The following is a 25,518-nucleotide window of genomic DNA, read 5'->3' on the forward strand; positions in this document are numbered from 1 at the left end:
ATATTAAAAAAATCATTTGTCATTAGTTAAACATCAATTATAAACAATATGAATTTAAACCAATATACCGTAAAATCACAGGAAGCCATTCAGGCTGCACAACAAGCAGCGATGGAATTTGGTAACCAACAGATTGAGCCTCAACATTTACTGGAAGGAATTTTCCAGGTGGATGAAAATATTTCGCCTTTCTTACTCAAAAAATCTGAAGCTGATGCTACTTTGGTAAGAGAGCGCAACCGTGAAAATCTTGAAAGACTTCCTAAAGTACAGGGAGGGAACATTTATCTTTCACAATCAGCCAACAAAGTATTGCTGGACGCGCCGAACATCGCAAAAAAAATGGGCGATGAATATGTGACCATCGAACATCTTTGGCTTTCACTTTTGGAGACCAATTCAGAAGTTTCGAAAATGTTGAAAGATATGGGCGTAACCAAAAGTCTTTTGGAAGGTGGAATCAAGGAATTAAGAAAAGGGTCGAAAGCGACTTCTGCAAGTTCCGAGGAAACTTATCAATCCCTAAATAAATATGCTAAAAACTTCAACGAGCTTGCTGCCGAAGGGAAACTTGATCCGGTAATCGGTCGTGATGAAGAAATCCGAAGAGTTTTACAGATTCTTTCCAGAAGAACGAAGAATAATCCGATCTTGATTGGTGAGCCAGGTGTTGGTAAAACTGCGATTGCAGAAGGAATTGCTCACAGAATTATCAACGGTGACGTTCCGGAAAATCTGCAGGACAAAACCTTGTACTCATTAGATATGGGAGCTTTGATCGCCGGTGCAAAATACAAAGGTGAATTTGAGGAAAGATTAAAATCTGTTGTGAATGAAGTCATCAAATCAGATGGGCAAATTATCCTTTTCATCGACGAAATTCACACTTTGGTCGGAGCCGGAGGTGGTGAAGGCGCTATGGATGCTGCGAATATATTAAAACCAGCTTTGGCAAGAGGAGAATTAAGAGCCATCGGTGCGACAACTTTGAATGAATATCAAAAATATTTCGAAAAAGATAAAGCACTAGAAAGACGTTTTCAGAAAGTAATGGTGGAAGAACCGGATACTGAATCGGCGATTTCGATTTTGCGTGGAATTAAAGATAAATATGAAGCGCACCACAAAGTAAGAATCAAAGACGAAGCTATTATTGCGGCGGTAGAAATGTCCCAACGATATATTTCAGACCGATTTTTACCGGACAAAGCGATTGATCTGATTGATGAAGCTTCGGCGAAATTGAGAATGGAAATCAATTCAAAACCTGAAGAACTGGACGTTCTCGACAGAAAACTGATGCAGATGGAAATTGAATTGGCTGCCATTTCAAGAGAAGGACATCAAACGAAAATCGACCATTTAAAAGAAGATATTTCGAAAATTTCTGAACAAAGAAATGAAATCAATGCTAAATGGCTGAAAGAAAAACAAAAATCTGAGGATTTGACCCAGATTAAAAAAGATATAGAATCTTTGAAACTCGAAGCAGAAAGAGCTTCAAGAGCAGGAGATTACGCGAAAGTAGCTGAAATCCAGTACGGGAAAATAAAAGAGAAAGAAGATGCTTTGCAAAAACTCGAACTGGAAATGCAAAACTATCAGAATGAATTGATCAAGGAAGAAGTAACATCAGAAAACATCTCTGAAGTCATTGCAAAATGGACGGGAATTCCTGTTACAAAACTCCTTCAGTCTGAAAGAGAAAAATTATTGCATCTTGAGACTGAACTTCACCACAGAGTTGTTGGTCAGGAAGAAGCTATAGAAGCGGTTGCCAACGCCATCAGAAGAAACAGAGCGGGCTTGAGCGATGAGAAAAAACCAATCGGAAGTTTCTTATTCTTGGGAACAACCGGAGTTGGTAAAACGGAGCTGGCAAAGGCTTTGGCTGAGTATTTATTCGATGATGAAAACAATATGACTAGAATCGATATGAGTGAATATCAGGAGCGTCATTCTGTTTCAAGATTGGTTGGTGCGCCTCCGGGATACGTTGGATATGATGAAGGCGGACAATTGACGGAAGCCGTGAGAAGAAGACCATATTCAGTCGTGCTTTTAGATGAAATTGAAAAAGCGCATCCGGATGTTTTCAACACATTATTACAGGTTTTGGATGACGGACGTTTAACGGATAATAAAGGTAGAGTTGTGAATTTCAAAAACTCGATTATCATTATGACTTCGAATCTCGGTTCGCATATCATTCAGGAAAATTTTGAGAATATCACCGAGGAAAATCAAGACGAAATTGTTGATAAAACCAAAATTGAGGTTTTCGATTTACTGAAGCAGACGCTTCGTCCGGAGTTCCTGAACAGGATTGATGAAACCGTATTGTTCCAACCTTTGAGAAGGAAAGAAATCGGAAAAATCGTTCAGTATCAGTTAAGAGGTTTCAATGATATGCTTGCAAAAAGGAATATCATTATGACTGCAACACAAGACGCTTTGGATTATCTTACCAATAAAGGTTACGACCCGGTTTTCGGAGCGAGACCTTTGAAAAGAGTCATTCAGCAGGAAGTTTTGAATAAATTATCGAGAGAGATCCTCGCAGGAACCGTGAATGACGGTGACAGAATCACTTTGGATTATTTCGAAGAAACAGGTTTGGTTTTCAGACCGGTGGAAAAATAAGTAGTTTTTTTTCATATATATTATTTTATGATAAGTGCTGTAGAAGAATCTGCGGCACTTATTTTTGTATTGAAGTACTATAAAATCAAGGAATTTTCATGTGATAAAAAAGTAATATATCCTATTTTTTTACTAATTTGCATTAGCATTTTTAAAACAAAATAATATGGAAAACAACACTGAAACAAACGTAAAGAAAGGACTTGGAGAGCCTAATGTTATCCCAACGGAAGTAATACAAAGTCAGGTAGATAATTACCGTAATAATCAGCTTATGGCGATTAATGAATGTATGGGAATAGACGATGCTAATGCGATTTGGTTTGATATGGTAACACTGAAAAAGTTTATTGCGGATATTGAGAAAGAGGCGTATGATATTGACCCGGAAGTAAAAACCGAAGATTTGGGAATACGTTTTTATTATGCAGCTTACCCTGAAGAGCCACAAGAGCCTATACCTGCCGACTATGCGAGAAGACATACTCTTATCATGGTTCCTACAAAAAAGAAAGATGATCTTAATTATGATTTTAATCCTTACGAAGATAGTTGTCATGCGTTGGCTGTAACTCTGGAAGTTTCTGGTAGAGCGGTTGCCCAAAATCATGGAGCGCTTATACCTCCCGGAAATTCAATTGTAGAGTCATATTAATGAAGGACATACAATTGTTGCTGCAGAATGTTATGATTATTTCAGAAGGTTTGGCAGCATTGGTTGCTGTTCTTATGACTTTCATAAAAAGAAATAAAAATCTATACAGCTATTTTGCAGGATATCTGGTGTTTATTTTTTGCTGTGAAATGTTTGGGAAATTTGGTGTTAAATACAGTCCGTTTCCGATCAATTTGTTTTTTAATTATTTTGTAATACCATTAGAATTTATATTTTTCTTTTGGCTATACGCATATGTTTCTTTAAAGAAAGAAGTGTTATTTTGGATTTTTACAGCTGTTTTTTTATTAGCCTATATCCCCAATGAACTTTATTTTTTAAAAAATAAATATATTTTCTCTTTCAATTATACATTTGGAAGCGTATTGCTTATGTTTTTGGTGGTTTTGGAATATTATAAACAGGTTAACTCGGATCGTATTTTGGAATTTGCTAAGAATCCGATGTTTTATACCAATCTCGGGGTAACTTTGTTTTATATAGGAACGCTTCCGTATTGGACGTTTTATCTTCAAATCTTCGAGCACAAGCAAATTTGGAATATATATACATTATATTTCCAGACTTCGGCGATTATTATGTACTTTATGTTTGCAAGTTCTTTTATATGGGGGAAACAGAATTATTCTTAACGATTATTTTATTCAACATTTTCTTTGTATTCTTTATTGTTGCCGTAATGGTATATATAAAAAAATACAAGCAAAGAAAAGCAGAATATCTTACTGAAATTCAAATTAAAAATGAAATTCACCAAAAAGAGCTTCTTGCCACGCAGGTTGAAATACAAAAGGCAACCATGCAGCAGATTGGAAGAGAGCTCCATGATAACATTGGTCAGAAGCTTGTATTGGCAAGTCTTTATACACAGCAGCTTCTTTATGAAAACAAAGCACCGGAAGAAAGTGAGCGCATTGATCAGGTCTCACAGATTCTCAATCAGTCGCTTCAGGATTTGAGGAGTCTTTCTAAAACACTTACAGATGATAATATCACACAGAAAGAAATTCAAACTCTTATTCAGGAAGAAGTCAACAATGCCAATTCACTACAGAAATGTACCATTCATTTTGAAAGCAATATTGATCATTTACATTTAGACTTTGTTCACAAAAATGTTTTGTTAAGAATTACTCAGGAATTTATACAAAACAGTATCAAGCATGCTCAATGCAGCAATATTTTTATTAAATTATACATAACTGATGAAAATTTATGGCAACTCACAATTAGGGATGATGGGATAGGATTTGATACCCAGAATACCCTTTCCAACGGAATAGGTCTCACCAATATGAGAAACCGGGCATCTATTATCGGAGCCGAATTTACACTTAGAAGTAGAGAAAATGAAGGAACTTTTGTTGAAATAAAACAGATAAAACCATGAAGAAAACAATTATAATCGTTGATGACCATTTACTGATAGCTAAAGCTCTTGAGAATATCATTAATAATTTTTCAGGTTTTACCGTGAAAGACGTTGCAGAAAATGGAAAAGCACTTATTGAAAAAATTCAGAATTCAGAAGAAAAACCGGATATCATACTTTTGGACATCAGTATGCCGGTTATGGATGGATTTGAAACGGCTCAGTGGCTTCGTAAAAATCATCCAGATATTAAGGTGATGGCTCTAAGTATGCAGGGCGATGACCAAAGTGTAATCAGAATGATTAAATATGGAGCAAAAGGGTATATGCTCAAAAATACACATCCCAAAGATTTGGAACATGCATTGTCAAAGCTTTCATCTGAAGGTTCTTTTTATCCCGAATGGGCATCGAAAATTATTTTTTCAACTCTCAATGGCGAAAAAAATGGTAAAGAAGTGAAAATTTCCGACAGAGAAAAAGAGTTTCTTTCTTACACTGCAACCGAACTCAGCTATAAGGAAATTGCCGAAAAAATGTTCTGTAGCCCAAGAACCGTAGAAAGCTACCGTGACCAGCTCTGTGATAAACTGGGGCTTAAGACAAGAGTCGGTCTGGCTGTTTTTGCTTTAAAAAATGGTTTTGCTGAATCCTGAAAAACTATCTTGAATATAAGTTGATGTACCCTTATAATCTATTCTGCTCATCAGCTTTTTTTATGGTTTTGGTATTTTTTACAGATTGATTTCCGAAGTTGTATTTCAGGGAAAATGTAAAGCCCTGAGTATCCTGATAATCTAAAAAATAATTGTCCTGATTACCATATTTTGTGCTTATTTTTTGTTGGGTAGATTTAAAAATATCATTAAAAATAAATGCAGCTTCTAATTTTTTGTTGAAAAACTTTCTGTTCATCGCAAAGTAACCAGACCATGAGCTGGAAATTCTGAACGTTCCCTGGATTGCCGGAGAATAATAATCGTGACCAACTTCCATTTTCCAGTCTGAATTTTTATCTAAAGTAAAACTTGCGGATATACTCGAAACCCAATTCCAGACCTGATTTCTGTTGAGAGCTCCGTCAATTCCCCTGAAGTAATTTTCATTGTGTTCCAGATTTTCAGAAACAACTATGTTCCACCAAGGTTTTATTTCAAAGTTTTTATAAAGACTCATTCCGAAAGCTTCTCCTTTGTCAATATTGGTATAATAATAAATAAGGTTATTATTTTCATGTTGCTGAAAAGAAATTTCCATGGAAGGAAACAACTCTTTGCGGTAATAAAAATCGACATTCCAGTTTTTGAATGAATAAGTAAGATTTACATTATGAATAATGGTCGCTTTCAATTTTGGGTCACCCTGATAATAGGAGAATAAATTATAGTATGATTTTGCGGGATTCAACCAGGAATAAGACGGTCTGCTGATTCTTTTCCCATAAGAAAACCCAAATTCATGTTTATTCTCTGTTGTATATTGTGCATAAAATGTAGGAAACAAGCTCCAGTAGTTATTTTTATTCATCTCATAAGGTTCTGAAACGACACCTTCCAGATCGGTCATTTCAGCACGTAGCCCACCTTTGAAATTCCATTTTCCGATATGATAAGCCAATGAAGTGTAAACAGCAAAATTGTGTTCTTTATAATCAAACAAACTGCTTTTTTCAGGTCTGTACTGAAATCCTCCGTTTTCATTATCAGAAAAATCAAGCTTGCTGTCTGTTTTCACAAAACTGTATTTCGTCCCCGATTCCAATTCCAATTTGTCATTTTTCCACTGATAATCAAATTGTGTGGAGTAGAACTGAACATCATTTTTATTATCTGTCATGAAGTTGGTTTCTCTGGAATTCTGATTGGCAAAATTCAGATAGGTAAGAACATTCTGATATTTCGTTGAATTATTTCCCGTAAAATAATTGATCCAGGAAATACTGCTCTTTTTATTGAGTTTTCTGTCAACCTGAAAACTAACCGAATTATTTATCTTTCGTGAGTAATGGTCATTGATTGTAGTATAGTTGGATTCAGCAACATTTTGAGAATTGTAGATTAAAGTGGGGACATAGTAAGTTCCAAAAGATTTTGGATTAAAATATCCCGAATAATTGAAACTTGCCATTGTCAGACTGTCTATCTCATATTCTATATTGAAATGTAAGGTGTTCTGACTTTTTGCCTGATCTTTTCGGTTCATGGTATTGATCCAAGTTGTACCATCTTCAGGATAATTCACATATCCGGTTTCTTCCCGGTAGTAAGTTCCCGTTCCCCGAAAATAGCTTGCCATCACCGAAAGTTTATCTTTTTTATAATATTGAGAAAGCCCTGCAACACCTTTTGCATACTGAGTTTGAACGTATTTTGAAGACAAAATTCCACGATAGCCTTCGATTTTATTTTTTTTCATCACAATATTTAAAACGGCACCTCCTTCAGCGTCATATTTGGCTGGCGGATTGGTGATGACTTCTACAGATTTCACATAATCCCCCTGAGTGTTTTCAAGAAAATTTTTAAGCTCTTCTCCGGTCATCATTATCTTTTTATCATTAATGGTCACTAAAACTGAAGTTCCTCCTTTCACTGACAAAACATCATTATTAATGGTAACCTGTGGAGTTTTTTTGAGGATTTCCCATGCATTGAGTGATGAAATATTTGAATTTTCCACATTGAATTCCAACCGGTCGACTTTTCTTTTGACTAAAGGCTTTTTCTTGATCAATGTTACCCCTTCAATTTCTTTCATACTGTTCTTTAAAATGATATTCAAGATGTTGTCATTGTTTTCAGGGAAAATTAATTTTTCGAAAGAGAGGTACCTTTCGTCATTTATTTTTAGCCTGAATGATTTTTGTGCAAGATTTTCAAAAGAAAAATTTCCTTCCGCATCTGTAAATATGCTTTTCATTACAATATTTTCGGAGTTATAAAGTTCAATTTTTACAGAATCAAGCTTTTCTTTTTCTGTATTAAAAACGGTTCCCGATATTTTGTGAGACTGTGAAAAAATGATCACGGGAAAAAAAAGGAATAAAAGATATTTGTACATTTCAGTAATTTTTAAAGATTAATTCAATTGTGTTTGATGTTGTAGTGGTACAAAATTCTTTATTGCAGTCGAGAATTTCGGTTAATGAAAGGTTAATGCGAGGTTAATGACAAAAGCAAAGACACGAAATGTATATATTTGCTTCAATGATTTCTAAAAGTAAAAATCTTGCATTGCTTTTTGCCGGTTTATTCCTTCTTTTGTTGGGTATTCAAGTGTTTTTTATGTATAAAACATATCAGGTAAAAAAGCGGGAAATCTATAGCGATGTTCACAAAAGAATAACAGATTATACAGATAATCTAGAGGATTTGGGAGGAGCAAGCAATCTTGGTGATGATGCCGTAAAAAAAGAGCTGATAAGATTCAACAATAAAGAAATCAGCAAAAAACAATTTCTAAGTTATTTTGACGAAAACAGAAATTATTCAGAAAAACAACTAAGCGATTATATTGATAAAAATTTTGAAGAAGAAGGTTATAAAGTGGCAGTCAGAATTCTTTATTTATCAATTGTGTATATTCCGGACAGTACAAACCTGATTGATAAACCCATCGTTCTATACGAAACCAAAAATAAAGTTATTCAACCAGGAATTTCGAATACAGGAAAGTGGGAAACCTCATCAATTTCTACTTCAGATAAAGAAAAAAAACCTGAAAAAAATGACTCTTTTCTTGTTAAAAGCAGAACCGATTTTGAAATTCTGAATATCAATTATATCATTTTTAAGGAATTAACTTTAATTATTTTATGTTGTGTCGCTTTGCTTTTAAGTGTTTTACTTTTATATATTTCTACAATCAAAAATTTAATCAGACAACAAAAACAGGTTGAGATTCTGCATGCTGTTGTCGATAATATTTCTCACGAATTTAAAACTCCGATTGCAACTCTTAAAATCGCCTCAAAAACATTAAAAAAAGAATATAACAGAGATGTTTTTCCTTTAATAGATAGACAAATTTCGAGACTGGAAGATTTAATGATGCAACTTCACACCGAAGAACCTGATGAAGAGATTTCAATTATTTACCCACAAGATTGGGATTTTTTCATTCAGGATCTAGCATTTACTTATCCTAAATCTGAGTTTAGTTTAAATAATTCTATTGCAAAAGATCTTCCTTTCGATAAAAAACTGATGGAAACGATCATTAAGAATCTTTGTGAAAACAGTGTGAAATATGGAGCTTCAAAAATTAAAATTGATTTAAAAACGATCCAGAATAAGCTTGAAATAAATATTTCAGACAATGGAATCGGAATCGAACAAAAAGAGCTGAAAAATATTTTCGAAAAATTCTACAGAATACAGTCAAATAATATTCACAACAGTAAAGGTTTGGGTTTGGGTTTATTTTTTGTGAAGCAAATTATTCAAAGATATAACGGAAAAACAGAAGTTACAAGCATCATAAAAGCAGGTACAACTTTTAAAATTTCGATTCCTTATGAAGATTAAAATTTTATTGGCTGAAGACGATTCAGACTTCGGGATGATTTTAAAGCAATATCTTGAGCTGGAAGATTTTGAAGTGTCGTGGTTTCAGAATCCTGAAGATGTTGCCGCTGTTCTGCAGACCGGTTTTAATTTCCATATTGGAATTTTAGACATTATGATGCCGAATATTGACGGTTTTTCTTTGGCTAAAATGATTTTAAAAGAAAAGCCTGATTTTCCACTCCTGTTTTTAACCGCCAAAAACCAGAAGATTGACCGCTTAACCGGGTTGAAAATCGGTGCTGATGATTATATTTCAAAACCTTGCGATCCTGAAGAGCTGATTCTGAGAATTAACAATATTTTAAAAAGAACATTAAATTTTGAGGCAGTTACACAGTATAAAATAGGTGCTTATATTTTAGATACAGAAAAACTTCTGCTTTCTCATCCGAAAGAAAAAATAAGATTGACCATTCGTGAAAATGAACTTTTGCTTTATCTTATAAAATTCAATCACAAAACCATAAAACGGAACGACATTCTTGATAATCTATGGGAAACCAACGATTACTTTACAGGAAGAAGCCTTGATGTTTTTATAAGTCGTCTCCGCAAATATTTTCATCATGATCCCGAAATAAAAATCCAATCCCTGAGAGGAATCGGATTTGAAATTGATTTTCCGGAAAACTAATCTGGCTAAAACTGCAGATCAACCAAAACAGGAAAGTGATCTGAAGGATAAAGGAGATTTTCTCTACGGTCATTGATGTGCCTGTGAGATTTTATCTTGAAACCTTTCACAAAAATATAATCAATTCTGTTTTGTGGAATCTCATTAATATTGAAACCAGTAAAAGTTCCTACAGGACCGTAATGTGGCTTTTCAGAATTATAAAATGTATCGTAAAGATTCTTTGATAAAATCTGTATGGGTTCGGTTTCTTCGGTCAAATTAAAATCTCCGCTTAAAATCAAAGGCAGATTTTTAGGATTAAGTTCTTTTATTTTCTTTAAAATTAAATCGGCCGAATTTACTCTCGCAACATTGCCAACATGATCGAAATGAATATTCATTGCCAGAAACTCTCTGGATGACTGTTTATCTTTAAAGATCGCGTAAGTACATATTCTGTTGTATGCAGCATCCCAACCTTTAGAGGGTTTTTCAGGGGTTTCAGAAAGCCAGAATGTTCCCGATTTCATCACCTGAAGTTTAAGCTTGTCATAGAACAACGCAGAAAATTCGCCTTTTTCTTTTCCGTCATCTCTTCCAACGCCCACATAATCATAGTTTTTTAATCCGTTTTTTATATCTTTCATCTGCTCTGGAAGTGCTTCCTGTACGCCAAAATAATCGGGGTGATAATAGCTGAGAAGTTCAATTGCTTCTTTCTTACGATTCGTCCATGAGTTTTCTTTGTCAGAATCCAGATTAAGCCTGATGTTATAAGACATAACTTTCAGATCTTGTGAAAAACTGAACGAAAAAATAAATAAAAGTAGCGCTGTTAACTTAAAATTCATTGGGATTAATTTAATATTTAAACAAAAATAAAGTTTATGAGCGAGAGAGAAACCTTATTGGTGTAATTAAATCGTTAAATTTTCCTGATCTTCTTCAATACTTTCGCAAAATTTTTTAAAATCTTTCAGACTTAAATTTTTATCACTCTGTATTTTAAAGATTTTTAAAGTGGTATAATAGTCAAGAATTTTTATATTTTTCAGATTTAAAAATTTTCTGAATTTCTCCGGATCTGCATCACTTTTTAAAACAGCGAGATATATTTTCATGATTATACAATTTGAATTAATCCACTTCCTATATCTCTATATTTCAGGCCTTCAATAGGTTTCGCATGGGTTTCTATCAGTTTCCAAATTTCTTTCGCTGCTTTTTCCGGATATTGTTCAATAAATAATGCAGCAAGTCCGGAAACATGAGGTGTTGCCATGCTGGTTCCGCTTAACGGAGCATAATAATTTTTATTTTTTAAATTTTTGGGGTAACTGCTGAAAATATCCACTCCCGGAGCACAAACATCAATGTTTCCCCCTTCCAAAGGATTGATTCCTCCATTGGAAAATCTTGCAATATTCATCTGACCGTCGATGGCAGCAACCGCCATGATAGAAGGCGAATTTGCTGGTGCAGAAACCGGTTTTGGCAGGGAAGGTCTGCTGCTGTCATTTCCAGCCGCAGCAATAATGAGACAGTTGTTTTCTAAAGCCCTTTTTCCCACGGTTTCAAAAAGAACAGATGGTTTTTCGTTAATTCCTACCGGAGCAGCAAGAGAAAGAGATAATATTCTGAATTTTTTGGTAATTGCCCAGTCAATGGCATCAATCACACTGCTTGTTGTACCTTTTCCCTGGTTTGAAAGTACTTTGGCAATTTTCAGATTACAGTCTTTGGCAATTCCGTAGCGTTTTCCGGTGTCAGATCGTAGGTTTCCTGCTGCAATTCCTGCGCAATGAGTACCGTGACCGTTTGGATCGGCACTCCAGTCTTCGCCTTCGATGAAAGATTTTCCTTCAATGCTTCTTGTTGAAAAATCGGGATGAGCTATTTCTAAACCAGTATCTAAAATGCAGATGTCAACTCCTTTTCCTGTGAAGGATGTTCTGTTGATTCCTATTGCCTTCAGTCCCCATTCAAGTTCAATTAAGTTTTTTGGAGGAATTGGTTTATTGTTAATAAAATTTTCAAGCTCAATGATTTTATCCGAAAGATCAGCTGTTTTTTTTTTGAGTTCAGCAATAATTTTCATTTCATCTGCCGGAAAAAAATCTCTTTCTTTTTCGAAATATATGATCGGGTTAGAATCGTTTTTGACCGCTTTTTTCAGTTGCTCTTCATCCATATTTTCTACCACCATCACCCCAAGGTTTTTGTATAAAACTCCGTTGTCCTGATCTATTACTTCATAAGAACGGTTGTCTTTCGACAGAAATTCTGATGAGGTAATGCTCACTTCCAGTTCTTTTTCCACTTTTTTGATGGAGCTTTTCGCCTGATCTTTTAGAAGGACGATGTATCTTTCATTTTCCATGGCTGATTTATTTTTATGTGATCTTGGTTAATATTTTTTCAATAATAAGATAAATGTCTTCTGGTAAAAGATTCATTCTGAGTTTTTTATTGATTCCTGCAATGGATGTGTTCTGTGAAAGCAACTGTTCCCAGAATTGTCCTATTTTCGTGACAGAATTCAGCTCTTTAGTTTTAGCATCATCCAGAATATTGTTCTGATAAAGAGAAATCATCAATCCTGAAAGTAATTCTTCCGATTCATCCAGCTTTTTCTGTTCTTTAGCGAGCAGTTCAATAAGAAATCCATGAATAATTTCAATTCCGTTAAAAGAAAAACCGTACAATAGATTCCGCTTTCCGGAGTTGATGCTTTCTAGTTTTACCGGATTAAAGCCACGCTTTACGGTTTCAAGCATGCCCATTATTTTCAAAACTTCAGATTTGTAAGTCGTATTTCCTTTGGTTTTAAAATAATCAAGCAATTCATGAAGAAAAGCATCAAACTGGCTGTCAAAATCAAAAGATTTAGCCAGATAAACTTCCTGAACTTTATTGAGCTGATCCAGATGAAACTCCAAAGTCTGCGTAGTGTGGTGTACCAATTCCTGCATTACTCGAAGGTTATCTGTTCTACTTCTTTACCGTCTTTATCTTTATAAGAAACAATGCGGATTCCTTCCGCTTCCATCGAAACCTGCAGGTTGATAAATAATTTGTCTTTATCTTCCGCAGAATTGGTGTTGGGATCAATGTAGATGTTGTTCAGTTTAGAATTTACGAGCTTATATTTATTCAGTAACACATTTGAGAAAATTTCTTTCAGCTCGTCTGTTTCAGCATCTGTTGTGCCATCCTGTGGTCGGAATATCCCTGTATTCAGCGTTTTTATTTTAGATCTTAAATCTAATTTTACCATCTCTGTGCCAGGAAGTTTGCCATATTTCTGATCATTTGATTCCAGTTTTTTAAACAGGGACTTAAACTCTTCGCTCTGGATCTGTTTTTTTGAAATCTCTGTAATATTCAGCTTTTTCTCTATGTTCACAAGGCGTATTCTCTCATTTACTTCACCAATCAGCTGATCTTCATTCATTTTAAAGTTATACTTTTCATCAGCATCAATATCAGTGATTTTTAGAGGAATTTCCATTTTCACACTGGGTAAAGCATATCTTGGTGCGGTAAAATATTTCAGATATTCATGTTGGGCATATTCTTTTGCAATAGTAATAGCATTCTCGTCTGCTCTTTTACGAGCCTGAATTATCTCATTGTTGAGATAATCCAGGTAATCTGATAATTTTATCATAGTCATAAAATTTAGAATTTACTGAGCGAGCAAGCCTAAAACTTTTTCTAATCCTGCAGGCATTTCATCATTGGTTGCACGTACTTTTACTCCCAAAGAATACTCTTTTTCTACTTTAATTCCTGTGCTTGAAGAACGCTTGTAAGAAACATTCACACTGAATTTTACAGGACCCCACCCTCCGGAAGCACCTGCATTGATGCCAAAGTCACTGCTTACATTTTTGGTGTATGTAGAGTTGAGTTTAACATTAAAATCTACCTCGCAAGATTCTATTCTGAAACACGGAACATTCAATAACGCAATAAACGGAACCGAAAGTTCTACATCCTGCTGAATTGTTTTCGGGTTTGAATTACTTTCAGGTTTTGTGTCATCAAAATCAGGATTAGGCACATTTTTTTTGTATTTAAAATCTGCCATTCTCAGTTTTTTAGGACTTGCAGGATCTGCAGGGTTGGTAGATTCAAAACCAACTTCATTGATAAAACTCACTGTTGAGATCGAAGCATTGGATTGTGCTTTTACACAAGCATCTAGCGGACCTCCGATAACGGTCGCAAAATCAATACTTCCAAGTTCAGCTGCAAAATCTGCATTAGAAGCATCGGAAGTTCTGAAAATTTCGTCATCTGCTTCCATTCTCATAGAAATCATTTTTAAGACTTCGGATGATGTGCCGGCTAGAGATTTTTCCCATTTTTCATCGTAAGCTGACCTGAACTGATCTATGATTGCGAGAATTTCTTTTGTTGAAAGATCTTTCAGCTCGGAGATTTCTACTCCTGAAATTTTATCATAGACATTGGGAGAAAGTATTTTCTGTACTCCTGATAAAAGATCAATCAATTCGGCTTTTGTTTTTTTGGTGTGGCTGGTTTCCAACACCGATTTCAATGTTTCCATTTTAATTTTGTTTTTGGTTAATACTAATTTGTAATACAAATGTATCTCACTAAAACAGAAAACATTGCAGGTAAATCACCGAAATTGAAAGGGTGTTTTTCCCTAACGGAAAACGTTTAGGGAATGTGTAATGATAATTTATAAAAAACTCTTTTAAAAAAATTAAAAGAGTTTTTATAGTTTCTTAAATTTTTTAAGAATTATAATTAATTCGATTTTTTTGCCTTAATCATTGCTTCCAGTGCGTCCCACATTTCCTGCGGAATATCTTCCAGCATATTAAATTCTCCTGCACCCTGAAGCCATTCTCCACCATCAATGGTTACCACTTCTCCATTCATGTATGATGAATAATCAGAGACCAGATATGCTGCAAGATTTGCCAGTTCCTGATGTTCTCCGACTCTTCGCAAAGGGACTTTTTTTCTCATATCAAATTTTTCCTGCAAGTCTCCGGGAAGCAATCGGTCCCAAGCTCCTTTTGTAGGAAAAGGTCCAGGTGCAATTGCATTAAACCGTATACCGTACTTTGCCCATTCTACGGCTAAAGATCTTGTCATTGCTAAAACTCCTGCTTTTGCACAGGCGGAAGGAACTACATAGGCAGAACCTGTCCAGGCATAAGTGGTCACAATATTAAGAACTGTTCCCGGAACTTTGTTGTCGATCCAATATTTTCCAACGGAAAGTGTGCAGTTTTTTGTTCCTTTCAGGACGATATCCAAAATAGAATCAAAAGCAGAATGTGTTAATCTTTCGGTTGGTGAAATGAAGTTTCCGGCAGCGTTGTTGAGAAGAATGTCAATTTTTCCAAATTCTTTTAGTGCGGCTTCTTTCATGGCTTCCACTTCGTCCCAATTTCTGACATCGCAAGCAACACAAAGTACTTTTCCTCCCGTCTGTTCTTCCAATTCTTTGGCAGTAACCTGTAATTTTTCTAAATTTCTGGATGTGATGACTACTTTTGCACCCAGTTCAAGAAAATATTTGGTCATTGCTTTTCCAAGCCCGCTTCCGCCTCCTGTAACAATGGCAACTTTATCTTCTAATGCGCCTTCACGCAGCATAGGTTGTGTATACAAATTCATATTTTGGGTATTTTAATGATGATTAGATATTGTGAGTTTTGTAAATTTAGTATAAATATTTCTTTTAGCGGTTTGAAAAAACTATGCTCAAGATATAATCTGGAAGCAATAAAAAAAGCCTGATAAATAATTATCAGACTTTTCTACAACAATAAAATTAAATTAATGTTTATTTATTAGCAATGACAGTTCCTTTAAAAGAAAGCGTTTTAGGGGTTTTGCTGTCACTTGTTGTTACATGTACCGTTTTGGTAAAAGCTCCCGGACTTGCAGCATTGTAACTTGCTTCTACAAAGCCTTTTTCACCCGGCTTAATTTCAGTTTTGGTATAATCTGCAGTAGTGCATCCACAAGATGGAGCCACGTTCTCAATCATAATTGATTTTGCAGAAGTATTGGTAAATTCAAATCTGATCAGTTTCGGTTTTCCTTGCGGGATATTTCCAACGTCAATAGATTCTGTCTTCCATTTAACAGCATCATCTATAACCTTAATAACAGAAGAGCTCTCAACAGGGAATACATTAGCATAAACAGGTGAAAATGCCAAAGCTGCCAAAAGCGCAGAAATTGTAAATTTTTTCATAGTTTTTCGATTTTAAAATTAATAATTATTCTAAATATTTATTTTGATATAACAAATGTATGGTTCATTAAAGATAAATTTTGTTAATTGCTATCTAATGTTTGTTAATGAGTTGTTAACGGTATGCTTCATATTATTTTTTTGGATAATATTGTTTCAGGAATGGAAATAAAGAGACTTAATATCATCATCAGTTTAGGTTTTGTGGCAATTATCGGAATTTTGATTGCGCAATTGTTGTGGACGAGGCAAGCCTACCATCTTGAAGATAAAAAGTTTAATCAGAAAGTTAATATTGCATTACTGGAAGTTGTAAAAAAGCTTTATGGTTCTAAAGCTTCCTTCACGGAAAATCCGGTACAGAATATGGCAAATGATTATTATGTAGTCGATATTAATAATGAATTTGATCCTACAGTTCTGGAACATTATTTAAAAACAGAATTTACCAGATTTCAGATCAATACAGATTATGTTTATGCGGTTTATAACTGCCATAGTGATCGAATGGTCTACGGAAGGTACGTTTCTACACAGGATGAAGATAATAAGGATAAAATGATTACATTTCCGAAGCACGAAAATCTGGTGTATTATTTTTCGATTCGGTTTCCCGACAAAACAACCTATCTTGTCAGTTCACTGAAATTCTGGTATGTATTGACGATTGCTCTCATTGTGATTCTTTTTGTTTATGTGTATTCCATTTATACCATTATCCAGCAGAAAAAATTCTCCGAACTTCAGAGGGATTTTATCAACAACATGACGCATGAGTTTAAAACGCCTTTATCGTCTATTCTTTTAGCAGCTGAAGCTTTGGATAAGCAGGAAGTCATTCAGAATAGCCAAAAATTAAAAACATATACTGCAATCATTACCAATCAGGGAAATAAGCTGAATCATCATATCGAAAAAATTCTGAATATTGCTAAAAATGATGCTTCGGGGTTACAATTGAATTTACAGAAAATCAATCTTTCGTTTTTTTTAAATGAGATTAAAGAACAGATAATTCAAAAAAATGAGAATGTATGCATTGATTTAGAAATCGAAGACACCACCACCATAGTAGCAGATGAATTTCATTTCAGCAATGTGGTACATAATATCATAGATAATTCGATCAAATATTGCGATAGAAATCCTCATATTGAAGTTTCTGAATACAAAGATTCAAAAGGATTATATTTAAAATTCAAAGACAACGGAATCGGAATTTCCGACAAAAATATTTCTTCTGTTTTTAATCAGTTTTACAGAGTAGATACCAAAAAATCTGATGAAGTAAGCGGCTTTGGACTTGGATTATTTTATGTTAAAAAAATTGCACAGCAGCATCGCTGGAAAATTTCAGTTGAGAATAATATAGATAAAGGGATTACATTAACACTTTTTATTCCATATCAAAATTAAAAAGATGACAAAATCTAAAATTTTATATGCTGAAGATGATCAGACAATTGCTTTTCTCATTCAGGACAGTCTGGAAAACCATTATGATATTCATTATTGTCCGGATGGTAGATCTGCAATGGAAGCGTTTGATAATAACGATTTTGATATATGCCTTCTTGATATTATGATGCCCGGAATGGATGGCTTCGAACTCGCACAGCACATCAGAAGTAAAGACTCTGAAATTCCCATCATTTTTATTTCTGCAAAAGCCTTAAAAGAAGACCGTATTAAAGGCTTAAAGATCGGAGCGGATGATTATCTGGTAAAACCTTTTAGTATTGAAGAACTGATTCTTAAAATTGAAATTTTCCTTAAAAGATCAAAAAAAAGAGAACCGGTTTTTACAAATTATAGAGTAGGAGATTTTTCGTTTGATCCTCAAAATTATACTTTAAAAGATAAATCCGGCAAAATAGTTTCGCTTACTCAAAGAGAATCAGAATTATTACTTTTCTTCATTAAAAATAAAAATATAGTTCTGAAAAGACAGGAAATCCTGAAAGCAATATGGGGTGATGATGATTATTTTATGGGACGAAGTTTAGATGTTTTTATTTCAAGGCTGCGAAAAATTTTTTCAGGTGACGATAGGATAAGTATAGAAAATATTCATGGGATCGGCTTTCGTTTTTCAGAGAAATAAAATCTTGTTATAATGCTTTGTTTATATGTATTTGGCTATTGAGAGACTTCAGAATTACTGAAAAAGTTTTTAAATCATAAGAATTTAATTGGCTCTGTCGTATTCCGGTTTTAAATTGTGAGATTACAGGTTTTGGCTACAATAATCTTTGATTTGGTCACAATATTCTTTCCATCATTTTCCAACTTTGCATTGTAATAATTAACCCATTAAAAACAATCAAAATGAATACAAAAAAAGTATGGTTCGTGACAGGAGCTTCAAAAGGTTTAGGTTTAACTTTAGTTAGAAAATTAGTAACAGAAGGTTATTTTGTGGCAGCAACATCAAGAAATATTGCAGAACTTCAGAGAGTTATCAGCGAAGAAAACTCAACATTTCTACCGTTAGAAGTTGATTTAGTTAATGAAAATTCTGGTTCAGAAGCCATTTCAAAAACGGTAGAAAAATTCGGAAGGATTGATGTTGTTGTAAACAATGCCGGCTATGGACAGCTGGGAACTTTAGAAGAACTGACCGATGCAGAAAGCCGCCAGAATTTTGACACCAATGTTTTCGGTTCTCTCAATATCATCAGAAAAACAATGCCGTATTTAAGAGAGCAAAAAAGTGGTTTCATCATTAACATTGCTTCAATTGGCGGATTGACGGGAGAATTTGCAGGTTGGGGAATCTACTGTGCCACTAAGTTTGCAGTGGTTGGGTTTACCGAAGCTCTGGCTGCGGAAGTGAAAGAATTCGGGGTGAATGCAACGGTGGTTTATCCGGGATATTTCAGAACTGATTTCCTGACAGGCGGTTCGCTCAGAACGCCGAAAACTGAAATTGAAGAATACACTGTAGCGAGACAACTTCAAGTGGCACACGAAAAAGATATCAACGGAAATCAACCCGGAAGTCCGGAAAAAGCATCGGTTGCGCTGATAAAATTGGCAGAAATGCAGAATCCTCCGGTTCATCTGGTTTTGGGATCTGATGCTTTTCAGATAGCCGGAAATAAATTAAATGCACTTCAAAATGAAATTTCTGATTTCGAAACCTTGAGTACATCTACAGATTATTAACTTTGTAAGGCAGCAGTTTACGGACTGTTGCTTTTAATCTTTTAGGTTATGACCAATAGAAAATTATATACTATAGATACCGTTTCGGAATTTCACAGAATTTGTGGCTTGTCTCAACCTCAGCATCCGCTGATTAGCTTGGTGGATTATAGCTTGGTGGAATATCAAATTGATGAGCCTGAAATCAGCTGGATTCAGGAATTGTATTTTATGGGTTTCAAGCGGAATCTGCAAGGCAAATTACACTATGGTCAAAGTCAATATGATTTTGACGGTGGTTTGATGTGCTTTATCGCACCAAGACAACTGGTCAGAATGATTATTGACAAATACGACACACAACCGTCCGGATTTCTTTTGGCTTTTCATCCGGATTTCATTTGGAATACGCCATTGGCAAAGACGATTCATAATTACAAATTCTTCGGTTATGATGTGAATGAAGCTTTGTTTCTCTCAGAAAAAGAAGAAGAAACTTTAATTGGTCTTTTCAAAAGCATTGAAAGAGAATACCAATCTGGAATTGATGAATTCACGCAAAATATCATCATTTCTCAAATTGAGGTTATTATGAATTACTGCGAACGGTTTTATCAAAGACAATTCATCACCAGAAAAAAGACCAATCATCAGGTTTTAGACAAATTGGAAAATATTCTTGAAGATTATTTCAATGACAAAGTCATCAATAGAGGTTTGCCAACAGCCAATTATATTGCTGAATCACTGAATATTTCAACCAATTATTTAGGAAGCTTGTTAAAATCTCTGACTGGACAAACCACGCAACAACACATTCATGAAAAGTTAATTCAAAAAGCTAAAGAAAAGCTTTCTACAACAGAACTTTCGGTAAGTGAGATTGCTTATGAATTAGGATTTGAACACTCGCAGTCTTTTAGTAAATTGTTTAAAGCTAAAACTGATATTTCGCCTTTGGAGTTTCGGAAGTCGTTTAATTGATATCAGTAATTCTCATACAATATCCTTCATTTTGCATACATGTAATTTTTAATTTCTGCTGAATTTTGTATCAATAAAATTTAACAATATGAAATTGAATCAAGTAAAATTAGGAAGCCAAGGTTTAATCGTTCCAAATATCGGTTTAGGATGCATGGGAATGACCGGTTTTGGAGACGCTGACACTTATGGAAAAGCTGACGACAAAGAAGCTATTGCAACCATTCATCGTTCTTTGGAATTGGGTGGTAATTTTCTAGACACCGCAGATTTATATGGTCCTTTTAAAAACGAACAATTAATTGCAAAAGCTATCGAAGGGAATCGTGACCAATATATTATCGCCACGAAATTCGGTTGGGAAATTGATGATAATGAACAAATCACCTGGAAAATCAACGGACAGAAAGATTATGTGAAAAAATCAATTGAGCGTTCTTTGAAAAACTTAAAAACAGATTACATCGATTTGTATTATATGCACCGTCTCGATAAAAATGTTCCGGTTGAAGAAACAGTTGGCGCTATGAGCGAATTGGTAAAGGAAGGAAAAATTGGTTATATCGGTTTGTCTGAAGTGTCTTCTGAAACCGTGAAAAGAGCGCACGCAGTTCATCCGATTTCTGCCGTTCAAAGCGAATATTCTTTGTTCGAAAGAACGGCTGAAGAAAAAGGTGTGATTAAAGCTCTGAATGATTTAGAAATTGGTTTCGTAGCATATTCTCCGCTTGGAAGAGGATTTTTATCTGGTCAAATCCGTTCAATTGATGATTTGCCGGAAAATGACTTCAGAAGAGGTATTCCACGTTTTCAAGAAGAACATTTCCAAAAAAATATTGAATTGGTGGAAGCGATTGAAAATATGGCAAAAGAAAAAGAAATCACGTCTTCTCAATTGGCTTTGGCGTGGATCATCAGCAAAGGTATCATTCCAATTCCGGGAACGAAACGCAGAAAATATCTTGAGCAGAATATTGAAGCGAGTAACATTTTTTTGAGCGAATCTGATTTACAAAAACTGGAAAGTATTGTACCTTTGGGAACGGATACGGGTGCAACTTATGATGAGTTTGGAATGGGACTTTTGGATTATTAGTTTTATATAAAATTGAATTATCTATAGTTTGCCATTCTGAATGAAATGTAGTGGAGAATCTCAATTCATATTTCAGAGATTCTTCCTTCGTCAGAATGACAGACTGCTTATAAAAGCAATACGATTGCGCCCGGCTTGAACGGAGCTCTTTTTGTGGAACGAAGTGTAACAAAAAAGCGGGAGTGGAAGACGGAAGACGGCGCCCTAAAAAATAAAAAAATGATGAACACGATAAAATCTATTTCGGCTTTTCACAAATTGTTGTCGCTTCCGGAACCGAAACATCCAATGGTAAGCGTCATTAGCCTTTCAGAAAGTGTTTTCAAAGAAGATGATGTGTGGAAAGGTTTTACGAGCAGACATTATTGCGTTGCTCTGAAACGGAATGCTACCGGAAAAATAAAATACGGACAACAGCATTACGATTACGACAAAGGTGTACTGAGTTTTACGGCACCAAATCAGGTTCAGTATCTCGATTTGAAGACAATGGAGTGTGAAAATACAGGCTATCTTTTGGTTTTTCATGAGGATTTTTTGCTGAAACATTCTTTGGCGAATAAGATTTCGTCTTACGGATTTTTCTCTTACGCTGTAAATGAAGCATTGCATCTATCTGAAGATGAAGAAAATGATTTGCTGGAAATTTTAAATAAGATAGATAAAGAATGTCAGCATATCGACCAGCATACGCAGGAAATTATTTTGTCACAGATTGAATTGTTGCTGAATTATTCTAAGCGGTTTTATGAAAGGCAATTTATAACGAGAAAAAGTGGAAATCATCAGCTTTTGGCTAAATTTGAAAAGTTTCTAAATGAATATTTTGAAAAAAAATCTTCTGAAAAAGGTTTGCTAACCGTTCATCAAGTTGCAGAAGCAATGAACCTTTCCCCGAATTATCTAAGTGACCTCTTGCGGATTCACACCGGACAAAACACACAACAGCATATTCACGAAAAGCTCATCAGCAAAGCGAAGGAGAAACTTTCTACAACTGAATTATCGGTAAGTGAGATTGCTTATGAACTGGGATTTGAGCATTCGCAGTCGTTCAGTACACTTTTTAAAAAGAAAACAAAGATGTCGCCGCTAGAATTTAGACAGTCTTTTAATTGATGTTTTTTTCTCTCGCAAATTGAAAAGATTTATAAGATGAATGAGCTTTAAAATGCATATTCAGTAAAAAAAGAGGCTGTCTCAAAAGTGAGATAGCCTCTTTTAACTTATTCCTGAACTTCAAAAAGTAATCGCTCCCCGAATTTCTGCTCATTAATTTTTCCATTATCATAAACCAGATTTCCATTGACGAAAGTGTGTGTCACTTTCGAATTGAAATTCATTCCTTCCAACGGACTCCAACCACATTTATACAAGATGTTGCCTTTCTCAACCGTCCATTTTTGATTTAAATCAACCAAAACCAAATCCGCTTTATAACCTTCTCTGATGAAACCTCTTTTCTCAATTCTGAACAAAATTGCAGGATTGTGAGCCATTTTCTCAACGATTTTTTCTAAAGTGATTTTCCCGTTGACGTAATTCTCAAGCATCACAACGAGCGAATGCTGAACGAGAGGCGCTCCGGAAGGACATTTCGTGTATACATTCTGCTTCTCTTCCCAGGTGTGAGGAGCGTGATCGGTCGCAATCACATCAATTCTGCCATCAAGCAATGCTTCCCAAAGTCCGTCTTTGTCTTTTTGTGTTTTTACGGCTGGATTCCATTTGATTAATCCGCCTTTGGTTTCATAGTCTTCATTGGTAAAAGTCAAATGATGGACACAAACTTCGGCTGTAATTTTTTTATCTTTTAATGGAATATCATTTCTTAAAAGCTCAGTTTCAATTGCTGTCGACAAGTGGAAAACGTGAAGTCTTGCTCCAGTTTTCTTTGCTAATTCAATCGCTTTTGAGGAAGATTTATAACAAGCTTCCTCACTTCTTATCAAATGATGAAATTTCACAGGAATGTCGTCGCCATATTCCGCTTTGTACTTTTCTGTATTTTCTCTAATTGTAGCTTCATCTTCGCAATGAACCGCAATCAACATTTTTGTGTTGCTGAAAATATTTTCTAAAGTCTCAGGATTGTCAACGAGCATATTTCCTGTAGATGAACCTAAAAATAGTTTAATTCCCGGAACATTTCTTGGGTTTGTTTTTAAAACTTCTTCAAGATTGTCATTCGTTCCGCCCATCATAAAACCGTAATTGGCAAATGATTTCTGAGAAGCGATTTCATATTTATCAGCCAATAATTCCTGAGTTACTGCGTTCGGAACGGTATTCGGTTGTTCGATAAAACTTGTGGTTCCACCTGCAACTGCAGAGCGAGACTCAGATTCAATATCGCCTTTATGGGTTAAACCCGGTTCACGGAAATGAACTTGGTCATCAATAATTCCGGGCAAAAGATATTTTCCGGAAGCTTCAATGATTTGATCAACATTTTCTTCAGGAATATTTTCTGAAATCTTTGAAATCAAATCATTTTCAATCAGAATATCACTTTGGATAATCTTCCCTTCGTTGACGATTTGGGCATTTTTTATTAGGATTTTCATTTTTACTTTTTTAGATATAGAGATTTGTATTGCACAAATTTAATATTTTCATAAATGATTTTTAAACATAAGTCAGAAAATTGTGAATTCTAATATTTACATTTGCATTCTAAAAAAACAAGTTTTGTATAAGAAATTGTTCGGACAAACCGCTGTGTATGGATTAAGCTCGGTTTTAGTAAGAATTTTTCCGTTTTTGATTGCTCCGATTGTTACCGATGCGTATGGTCCGGCTGCATCTTCTCCCTTTGTCGATTGGTATTCTATCGCAGGTGTGATTACAGTATTTCTTACCCACGGAATGGAAACTTCATTTTTTCGTTTTGCTCAGGAAGGAGATATTGACAAGAAGACTTTGGTGTCGACCTGTGCCTTGAGTATTTTGACAGCAGGTTTCATATATCTGATTTTAGGATATGTTTTCAGACAGGATTTGGCAAATGCTTTTGAGACGCCGGATCAGGTTAATTATCTGGTGATTTTCCTTTTTATTCTTTCCTTCGATGCATTTTCAACAATTCCTTCTGCTGTTTTGAGACTGGAAGGAAAACCTGTTTTATATATGTTATCAAAAGTAATGGGTTCTTTGGTTTATTACTTTTTGGTTGTTTTTTTTATTAAATGGCTTCCAAACTATCCGAACGGAATTTTAGGAATAAAATATGATCCTGAAATAGGGGTGGGATATGTTTTTATTGCCAATTTGGTGCAGAGTATCATTACTTTAGCAATTGTAGGAAAAGAATTTGTGAATTTCAGTTTTAAAAAGTTTGATTTTAGTCTTTGGAAAAGAATAATGAATTATTCTTGGCCGGTAATGATTGCAGGTTTAGCAGGAATCATTAACCAAACTTTAGATCGACAGTTTTTAAAATACTTGCTTCCAAAAGAAGAAGGAAAACATCAGATCGGAGTGTACGGAGCGGTATATAAAATTGCAACCTTCATTACTGTTTTCAGGCAGGCTTATCAGTTGGGTATTGAACCCTATTTCTTCTCAAGTTTTAAAGATAAAAACAATCATAAGACTTATGCCGTTTTAATGGATGTTTTTGTTGTGTGTAACTGTTTGATTTATATTGGATTGATGGTGAATCTTCAATGGATTTCGGAAAGATACCTGAAAAATCCTTTATATTATGAGGGTATTGAAATTATTCCTTACGTGATGCTGGGTGCTTTATTTTTAGGGATTTATCTGAATCTTTCCATTTGGTATAAGCTTTCTGATCAAACCAGAGTTGGGCTGTATATTTCTTTGATCGGAGCTGCTATTACGATCTTAATCAACTTTACATTCATTCCAAAATACGGATATTGGGCAAGTGCTTTTGCTGCGCTGATTACTTATACAAGTATGATGATTATTTCTTATTTTTGGGGAAGAGCGCAATATCCTATTTATTATAACATAAAAAAAATACTTACTTATTTATCATTATCCGTTCTTATTTCAATGGTTTCCTTCTACTATTTCAGGGAAAACTATTTCGTCGGAAACGGATTGTTTCTTTTGTTTATAGCATTTTTAGCTTACAATGAAAGATTAATGATTAATAAAATACTCAGAAAAAATTAAACTATTAAATTAATTATAAA

General features: G+C 34.7%; 24 protein-coding genes. 14 read left to right on the plus strand and 10 right to left on the minus strand.

Annotation, left to right across the window (positions count from 1 at the left end):
* Nucleotides 1-48: 48 nt before the first annotated feature.
* The 5 genes from clpB to FOL89_RS14260 all read left to right on the plus strand — a co-directional run bounded on the left by clpB (nucleotide 49) and on the right by FOL89_RS14260 (nucleotide 5,347).
* Nucleotides 49-2,643, plus strand: coding sequence for an ATP-dependent chaperone ClpB (clpB, locus tag FOL89_RS14240; protein ID WP_144283468.1), 2,595 nt, complete (start codon nucleotides 49-51; stop codon nucleotides 2,641-2,643).
* A 166-nt stretch (nucleotides 2,644-2,809) separates the two neighbouring features.
* Nucleotides 2,810-3,298, plus strand: a complete 489-nt coding sequence (locus FOL89_RS14245; RefSeq protein WP_144283469.1) for a hypothetical protein — start codon at nucleotides 2,810-2,812, stop codon at nucleotides 3,296-3,298.
* Nucleotides 3,298-3,951 carry a hypothetical protein gene (locus tag FOL89_RS14250; protein ID WP_144283470.1) on the plus strand — a complete coding sequence of 218 codons (654 nt, stop codon included), beginning with the start codon at nucleotides 3,298-3,300 and terminating at the stop codon, nucleotides 3,949-3,951. Before FOL89_RS14245 ends, FOL89_RS14250 begins: the two co-directional genes overlap by 1 nt.
* On the plus strand, nucleotides 3,927-4,709 hold the full coding sequence (locus FOL89_RS14255) for a sensor histidine kinase (protein ID WP_144283471.1): 783 nt from the start codon (nucleotides 3,927-3,929) through the stop codon (nucleotides 4,707-4,709). Before FOL89_RS14250 ends, FOL89_RS14255 begins: the two co-directional genes overlap by 25 nt.
* Nucleotides 4,706-5,347, plus strand: coding sequence for a response regulator transcription factor (locus FOL89_RS14260; RefSeq protein ID WP_144283472.1), 642 nt, complete (start codon nucleotides 4,706-4,708; stop codon nucleotides 5,345-5,347). The genes FOL89_RS14255 and FOL89_RS14260 overlap by 4 nt, the downstream gene beginning before the upstream one ends.
* Nucleotides 5,348-5,378: 31 nt before the next feature.
* Here FOL89_RS14260 and FOL89_RS14265 read toward each other — a convergent pair whose 3' ends face one another.
* The gene (locus FOL89_RS14265; protein ID WP_144283473.1) at nucleotides 5,379-7,751 is read right to left on the minus strand and encodes an outer membrane beta-barrel family protein; all 2,373 of its coding nucleotides are present in this window, start codon (nucleotides 7,749-7,751) and stop codon (nucleotides 5,379-5,381) included.
* A gap of 224 nt (nucleotides 7,752-7,975) precedes the next feature.
* On the opposite strand from FOL89_RS14265, the gene FOL89_RS14270 reads away from it, so the two are divergent.
* Both FOL89_RS14270 and FOL89_RS14275 read left to right on the plus strand, forming a co-directional pair.
* Entirely contained in the window at nucleotides 7,976-9,217 is a 1,242-nt protein-coding gene (locus FOL89_RS14270; RefSeq protein WP_185146988.1) for a sensor histidine kinase, read from the plus strand.
* On the plus strand, nucleotides 9,207-9,893 hold the full coding sequence (locus FOL89_RS14275; protein WP_144283475.1) for a response regulator transcription factor: 687 nt from the start codon (nucleotides 9,207-9,209) through the stop codon (nucleotides 9,891-9,893). Before FOL89_RS14270 ends, FOL89_RS14275 begins: the two co-directional genes overlap by 11 nt.
* A 5-nt stretch (nucleotides 9,894-9,898) precedes the next feature.
* On the opposite strand, the gene FOL89_RS14280 is transcribed toward FOL89_RS14275, so the two are convergent.
* The 8 genes from FOL89_RS14280 to FOL89_RS14315 form a co-directional block, all read right to left on the minus strand.
* Nucleotides 9,899-10,726, minus strand: coding sequence for an endonuclease/exonuclease/phosphatase family protein (locus FOL89_RS14280; protein WP_144283476.1), 828 nt, complete (start codon nucleotides 10,724-10,726; stop codon nucleotides 9,899-9,901).
* Between the two features lie 66 nt (nucleotides 10,727-10,792).
* Nucleotides 10,793-10,996, minus strand: a complete 204-nt coding sequence (locus tag FOL89_RS14285; RefSeq protein WP_144283477.1) for a hypothetical protein — start codon at nucleotides 10,994-10,996, stop codon at nucleotides 10,793-10,795.
* 2 nt (nucleotides 10,997-10,998) lie between these two features.
* The gene (locus FOL89_RS14290; protein ID WP_144283478.1) at nucleotides 10,999-12,255 is read right to left on the minus strand and encodes a S8 family peptidase; all 1,257 of its coding nucleotides are present in this window, start codon (nucleotides 12,253-12,255) and stop codon (nucleotides 10,999-11,001) included.
* A 13-nt stretch (nucleotides 12,256-12,268) separates the two neighbouring features.
* The gene (locus FOL89_RS14295; RefSeq protein ID WP_144283479.1) at nucleotides 12,269-12,847 is read right to left on the minus strand and encodes a hypothetical protein; all 579 of its coding nucleotides are present in this window, start codon (nucleotides 12,845-12,847) and stop codon (nucleotides 12,269-12,271) included.
* Nucleotides 12,847-13,545, minus strand: a complete 699-nt coding sequence (locus FOL89_RS14300; protein ID WP_144283480.1) for a hypothetical protein — start codon at nucleotides 13,543-13,545, stop codon at nucleotides 12,847-12,849. The genes FOL89_RS14295 and FOL89_RS14300 overlap by 1 nt, the downstream gene beginning before the upstream one ends.
* Before the next feature lie 18 nt (nucleotides 13,546-13,563).
* Entirely contained in the window at nucleotides 13,564-14,451 is an 888-nt protein-coding gene (locus FOL89_RS14305) for a DUF2589 domain-containing protein (RefSeq protein ID WP_228444927.1), read from the minus strand.
* A 206-nt stretch (nucleotides 14,452-14,657) separates the two neighbouring features.
* Entirely contained in the window at nucleotides 14,658-15,539 is an 882-nt protein-coding gene (locus tag FOL89_RS14310) for an SDR family oxidoreductase (RefSeq protein WP_144283481.1), read from the minus strand.
* A 169-nt stretch (nucleotides 15,540-15,708) separates the two neighbouring features.
* Entirely contained in the window at nucleotides 15,709-16,125 is a 417-nt protein-coding gene (locus FOL89_RS14315) for a DUF1573 domain-containing protein (protein WP_144283482.1), read from the minus strand.
* Between the two features lie 123 nt (nucleotides 16,126-16,248).
* Here FOL89_RS14315 and FOL89_RS14320 point away from each other — a divergent pair, with 123 nt between their 5' ends.
* The 6 genes from FOL89_RS14320 to FOL89_RS14345 all read left to right on the plus strand — a co-directional run bounded on the left by FOL89_RS14320 (nucleotide 16,249) and on the right by FOL89_RS14345 (nucleotide 22,471).
* Nucleotides 16,249-17,541, plus strand: a complete 1,293-nt coding sequence (locus FOL89_RS14320; protein WP_317130110.1) for a sensor histidine kinase — start codon at nucleotides 16,249-16,251, stop codon at nucleotides 17,539-17,541.
* Nucleotides 17,542-17,545: 4 nt separating this feature from the next.
* Nucleotides 17,546-18,229: a response regulator transcription factor gene (locus tag FOL89_RS14325; protein ID WP_144283483.1), complete on the plus strand. Its 684-nt coding sequence runs from the start codon at nucleotides 17,546-17,548 to the stop codon at nucleotides 18,227-18,229.
* 224 nt (nucleotides 18,230-18,453) lie between these two features.
* Entirely contained in the window at nucleotides 18,454-19,293 is an 840-nt protein-coding gene (locus tag FOL89_RS14330; protein ID WP_144283484.1) for an SDR family NAD(P)-dependent oxidoreductase, read from the plus strand.
* 48 nt (nucleotides 19,294-19,341) lie between these two features.
* Nucleotides 19,342-20,256 carry a helix-turn-helix domain-containing protein gene (locus FOL89_RS14335; RefSeq protein ID WP_144283485.1) on the plus strand — a complete coding sequence of 305 codons (915 nt, stop codon included), beginning with the start codon at nucleotides 19,342-19,344 and terminating at the stop codon, nucleotides 20,254-20,256.
* Nucleotides 20,257-20,344: 88 nt separating this feature from the next.
* On the plus strand, nucleotides 20,345-21,352 hold the full coding sequence (locus tag FOL89_RS14340; RefSeq protein WP_144283486.1) for an aldo/keto reductase: 1,008 nt from the start codon (nucleotides 20,345-20,347) through the stop codon (nucleotides 21,350-21,352).
* 222 nt (nucleotides 21,353-21,574) lie between these two features.
* Complete coding sequence (locus tag FOL89_RS14345; RefSeq protein WP_144283551.1) at nucleotides 21,575-22,471, plus strand: helix-turn-helix domain-containing protein; 897 nt, start codon at nucleotides 21,575-21,577, stop codon at nucleotides 22,469-22,471.
* Nucleotides 22,472-22,578: 107 nt separating this feature from the next.
* Here FOL89_RS14345 and FOL89_RS14350 read toward each other — a convergent pair whose 3' ends face one another.
* Nucleotides 22,579-23,919 carry a dihydroorotase gene (locus FOL89_RS14350; RefSeq protein WP_144283487.1) on the minus strand — a complete coding sequence of 447 codons (1,341 nt, stop codon included), beginning with the start codon at nucleotides 23,917-23,919 and terminating at the stop codon, nucleotides 22,579-22,581.
* 124 nt (nucleotides 23,920-24,043) lie between these two features.
* On the opposite strand from FOL89_RS14350, the gene FOL89_RS14355 reads away from it, so the two are divergent.
* Nucleotides 24,044-25,498 (plus strand): lipopolysaccharide biosynthesis protein, encoded by a 1,455-nt coding sequence (locus FOL89_RS14355; protein ID WP_144283488.1) that lies wholly within the window; start codon nucleotides 24,044-24,046, stop codon nucleotides 25,496-25,498.
* Nucleotides 25,499-25,518 lie beyond the last annotated feature (20 nt).

Origin of the sequence: Chryseobacterium echinoideorum, assembly GCF_007474535.1 — a bacterium.
In the GTDB taxonomy this organism is placed as follows: Bacteria; Bacteroidota; Bacteroidia; order Flavobacteriales; family Weeksellaceae; genus Chryseobacterium; species Chryseobacterium echinoideorum.

Excerpts from the sequence above, each read along its gene's own strand:
- clpB (WP_144283468.1), top strand. The coding sequence starts at position 49 with ATGAATTTAAACCAATATACCGTAAAATCACAGGAAGCCATTCAGGCT.
- FOL89_RS14245 (WP_144283469.1), top strand. The coding sequence starts at position 2,810 with ATGGAAAACAACACTGAAACAAACGTAAAGAAAGGACTTGGAGAGCCT.
- FOL89_RS14250 (WP_144283470.1), top strand. The coding sequence starts at position 3,298 with ATGAAGGACATACAATTGTTGCTGCAGAATGTTATGATTATTTCAGAA.
- FOL89_RS14255 (WP_144283471.1), top strand. The coding sequence starts at position 3,927 with ATGGGGGAAACAGAATTATTCTTAACGATTATTTTATTCAACATTTTC.
- FOL89_RS14260 (WP_144283472.1), top strand. The coding sequence starts at position 4,706 with ATGAAGAAAACAATTATAATCGTTGATGACCATTTACTGATAGCTAAA.
- FOL89_RS14265 (WP_144283473.1), bottom strand. The coding sequence starts at position 7,751 with ATGTACAAATATCTTTTATTCCTTTTTTTTCCCGTGATCATTTTTTCA.
- FOL89_RS14270 (WP_185146988.1), top strand. The coding sequence starts at position 7,976 with ATGTATAAAACATATCAGGTAAAAAAGCGGGAAATCTATAGCGATGTT.
- FOL89_RS14275 (WP_144283475.1), top strand. The coding sequence starts at position 9,207 with ATGAAGATTAAAATTTTATTGGCTGAAGACGATTCAGACTTCGGGATG.
- FOL89_RS14280 (WP_144283476.1), bottom strand. The coding sequence starts at position 10,726 with ATGAATTTTAAGTTAACAGCGCTACTTTTATTTATTTTTTCGTTCAGT.
- FOL89_RS14285 (WP_144283477.1), bottom strand. The coding sequence starts at position 10,996 with ATGAAAATATATCTCGCTGTTTTAAAAAGTGATGCAGATCCGGAGAAA.
- FOL89_RS14290 (WP_144283478.1), bottom strand. The coding sequence starts at position 12,255 with ATGGAAAATGAAAGATACATCGTCCTTCTAAAAGATCAGGCGAAAAGC.
- FOL89_RS14295 (WP_144283479.1), bottom strand. The coding sequence starts at position 12,847 with ATGCAGGAATTGGTACACCACACTACGCAGACTTTGGAGTTTCATCTG.
- FOL89_RS14300 (WP_144283480.1), bottom strand. The coding sequence starts at position 13,545 with ATGATAAAATTATCAGATTACCTGGATTATCTCAACAATGAGATAATT.
- FOL89_RS14305 (WP_228444927.1), bottom strand. The coding sequence starts at position 14,451 with ATGGAAACATTGAAATCGGTGTTGGAAACCAGCCACACCAAAAAAACA.
- FOL89_RS14310 (WP_144283481.1), bottom strand. The coding sequence starts at position 15,539 with ATGAATTTGTATACACAACCTATGCTGCGTGAAGGCGCATTAGAAGAT.
- FOL89_RS14315 (WP_144283482.1), bottom strand. The coding sequence starts at position 16,125 with ATGAAAAAATTTACAATTTCTGCGCTTTTGGCAGCTTTGGCATTTTCA.
- FOL89_RS14320 (WP_317130110.1), top strand. The coding sequence starts at position 16,249 with ATGCTTCATATTATTTTTTTGGATAATATTGTTTCAGGAATGGAAATA.
- FOL89_RS14325 (WP_144283483.1), top strand. The coding sequence starts at position 17,546 with ATGACAAAATCTAAAATTTTATATGCTGAAGATGATCAGACAATTGCT.
- FOL89_RS14330 (WP_144283484.1), top strand. The coding sequence starts at position 18,454 with ATGAATACAAAAAAAGTATGGTTCGTGACAGGAGCTTCAAAAGGTTTA.
- FOL89_RS14335 (WP_144283485.1), top strand. The coding sequence starts at position 19,342 with ATGACCAATAGAAAATTATATACTATAGATACCGTTTCGGAATTTCAC.
- FOL89_RS14340 (WP_144283486.1), top strand. The coding sequence starts at position 20,345 with ATGAAATTGAATCAAGTAAAATTAGGAAGCCAAGGTTTAATCGTTCCA.
- FOL89_RS14345 (WP_144283551.1), top strand. The coding sequence starts at position 21,575 with ATGAACACGATAAAATCTATTTCGGCTTTTCACAAATTGTTGTCGCTT.
- FOL89_RS14350 (WP_144283487.1), bottom strand. The coding sequence starts at position 23,919 with ATGAAAATCCTAATAAAAAATGCCCAAATCGTCAACGAAGGGAAGATT.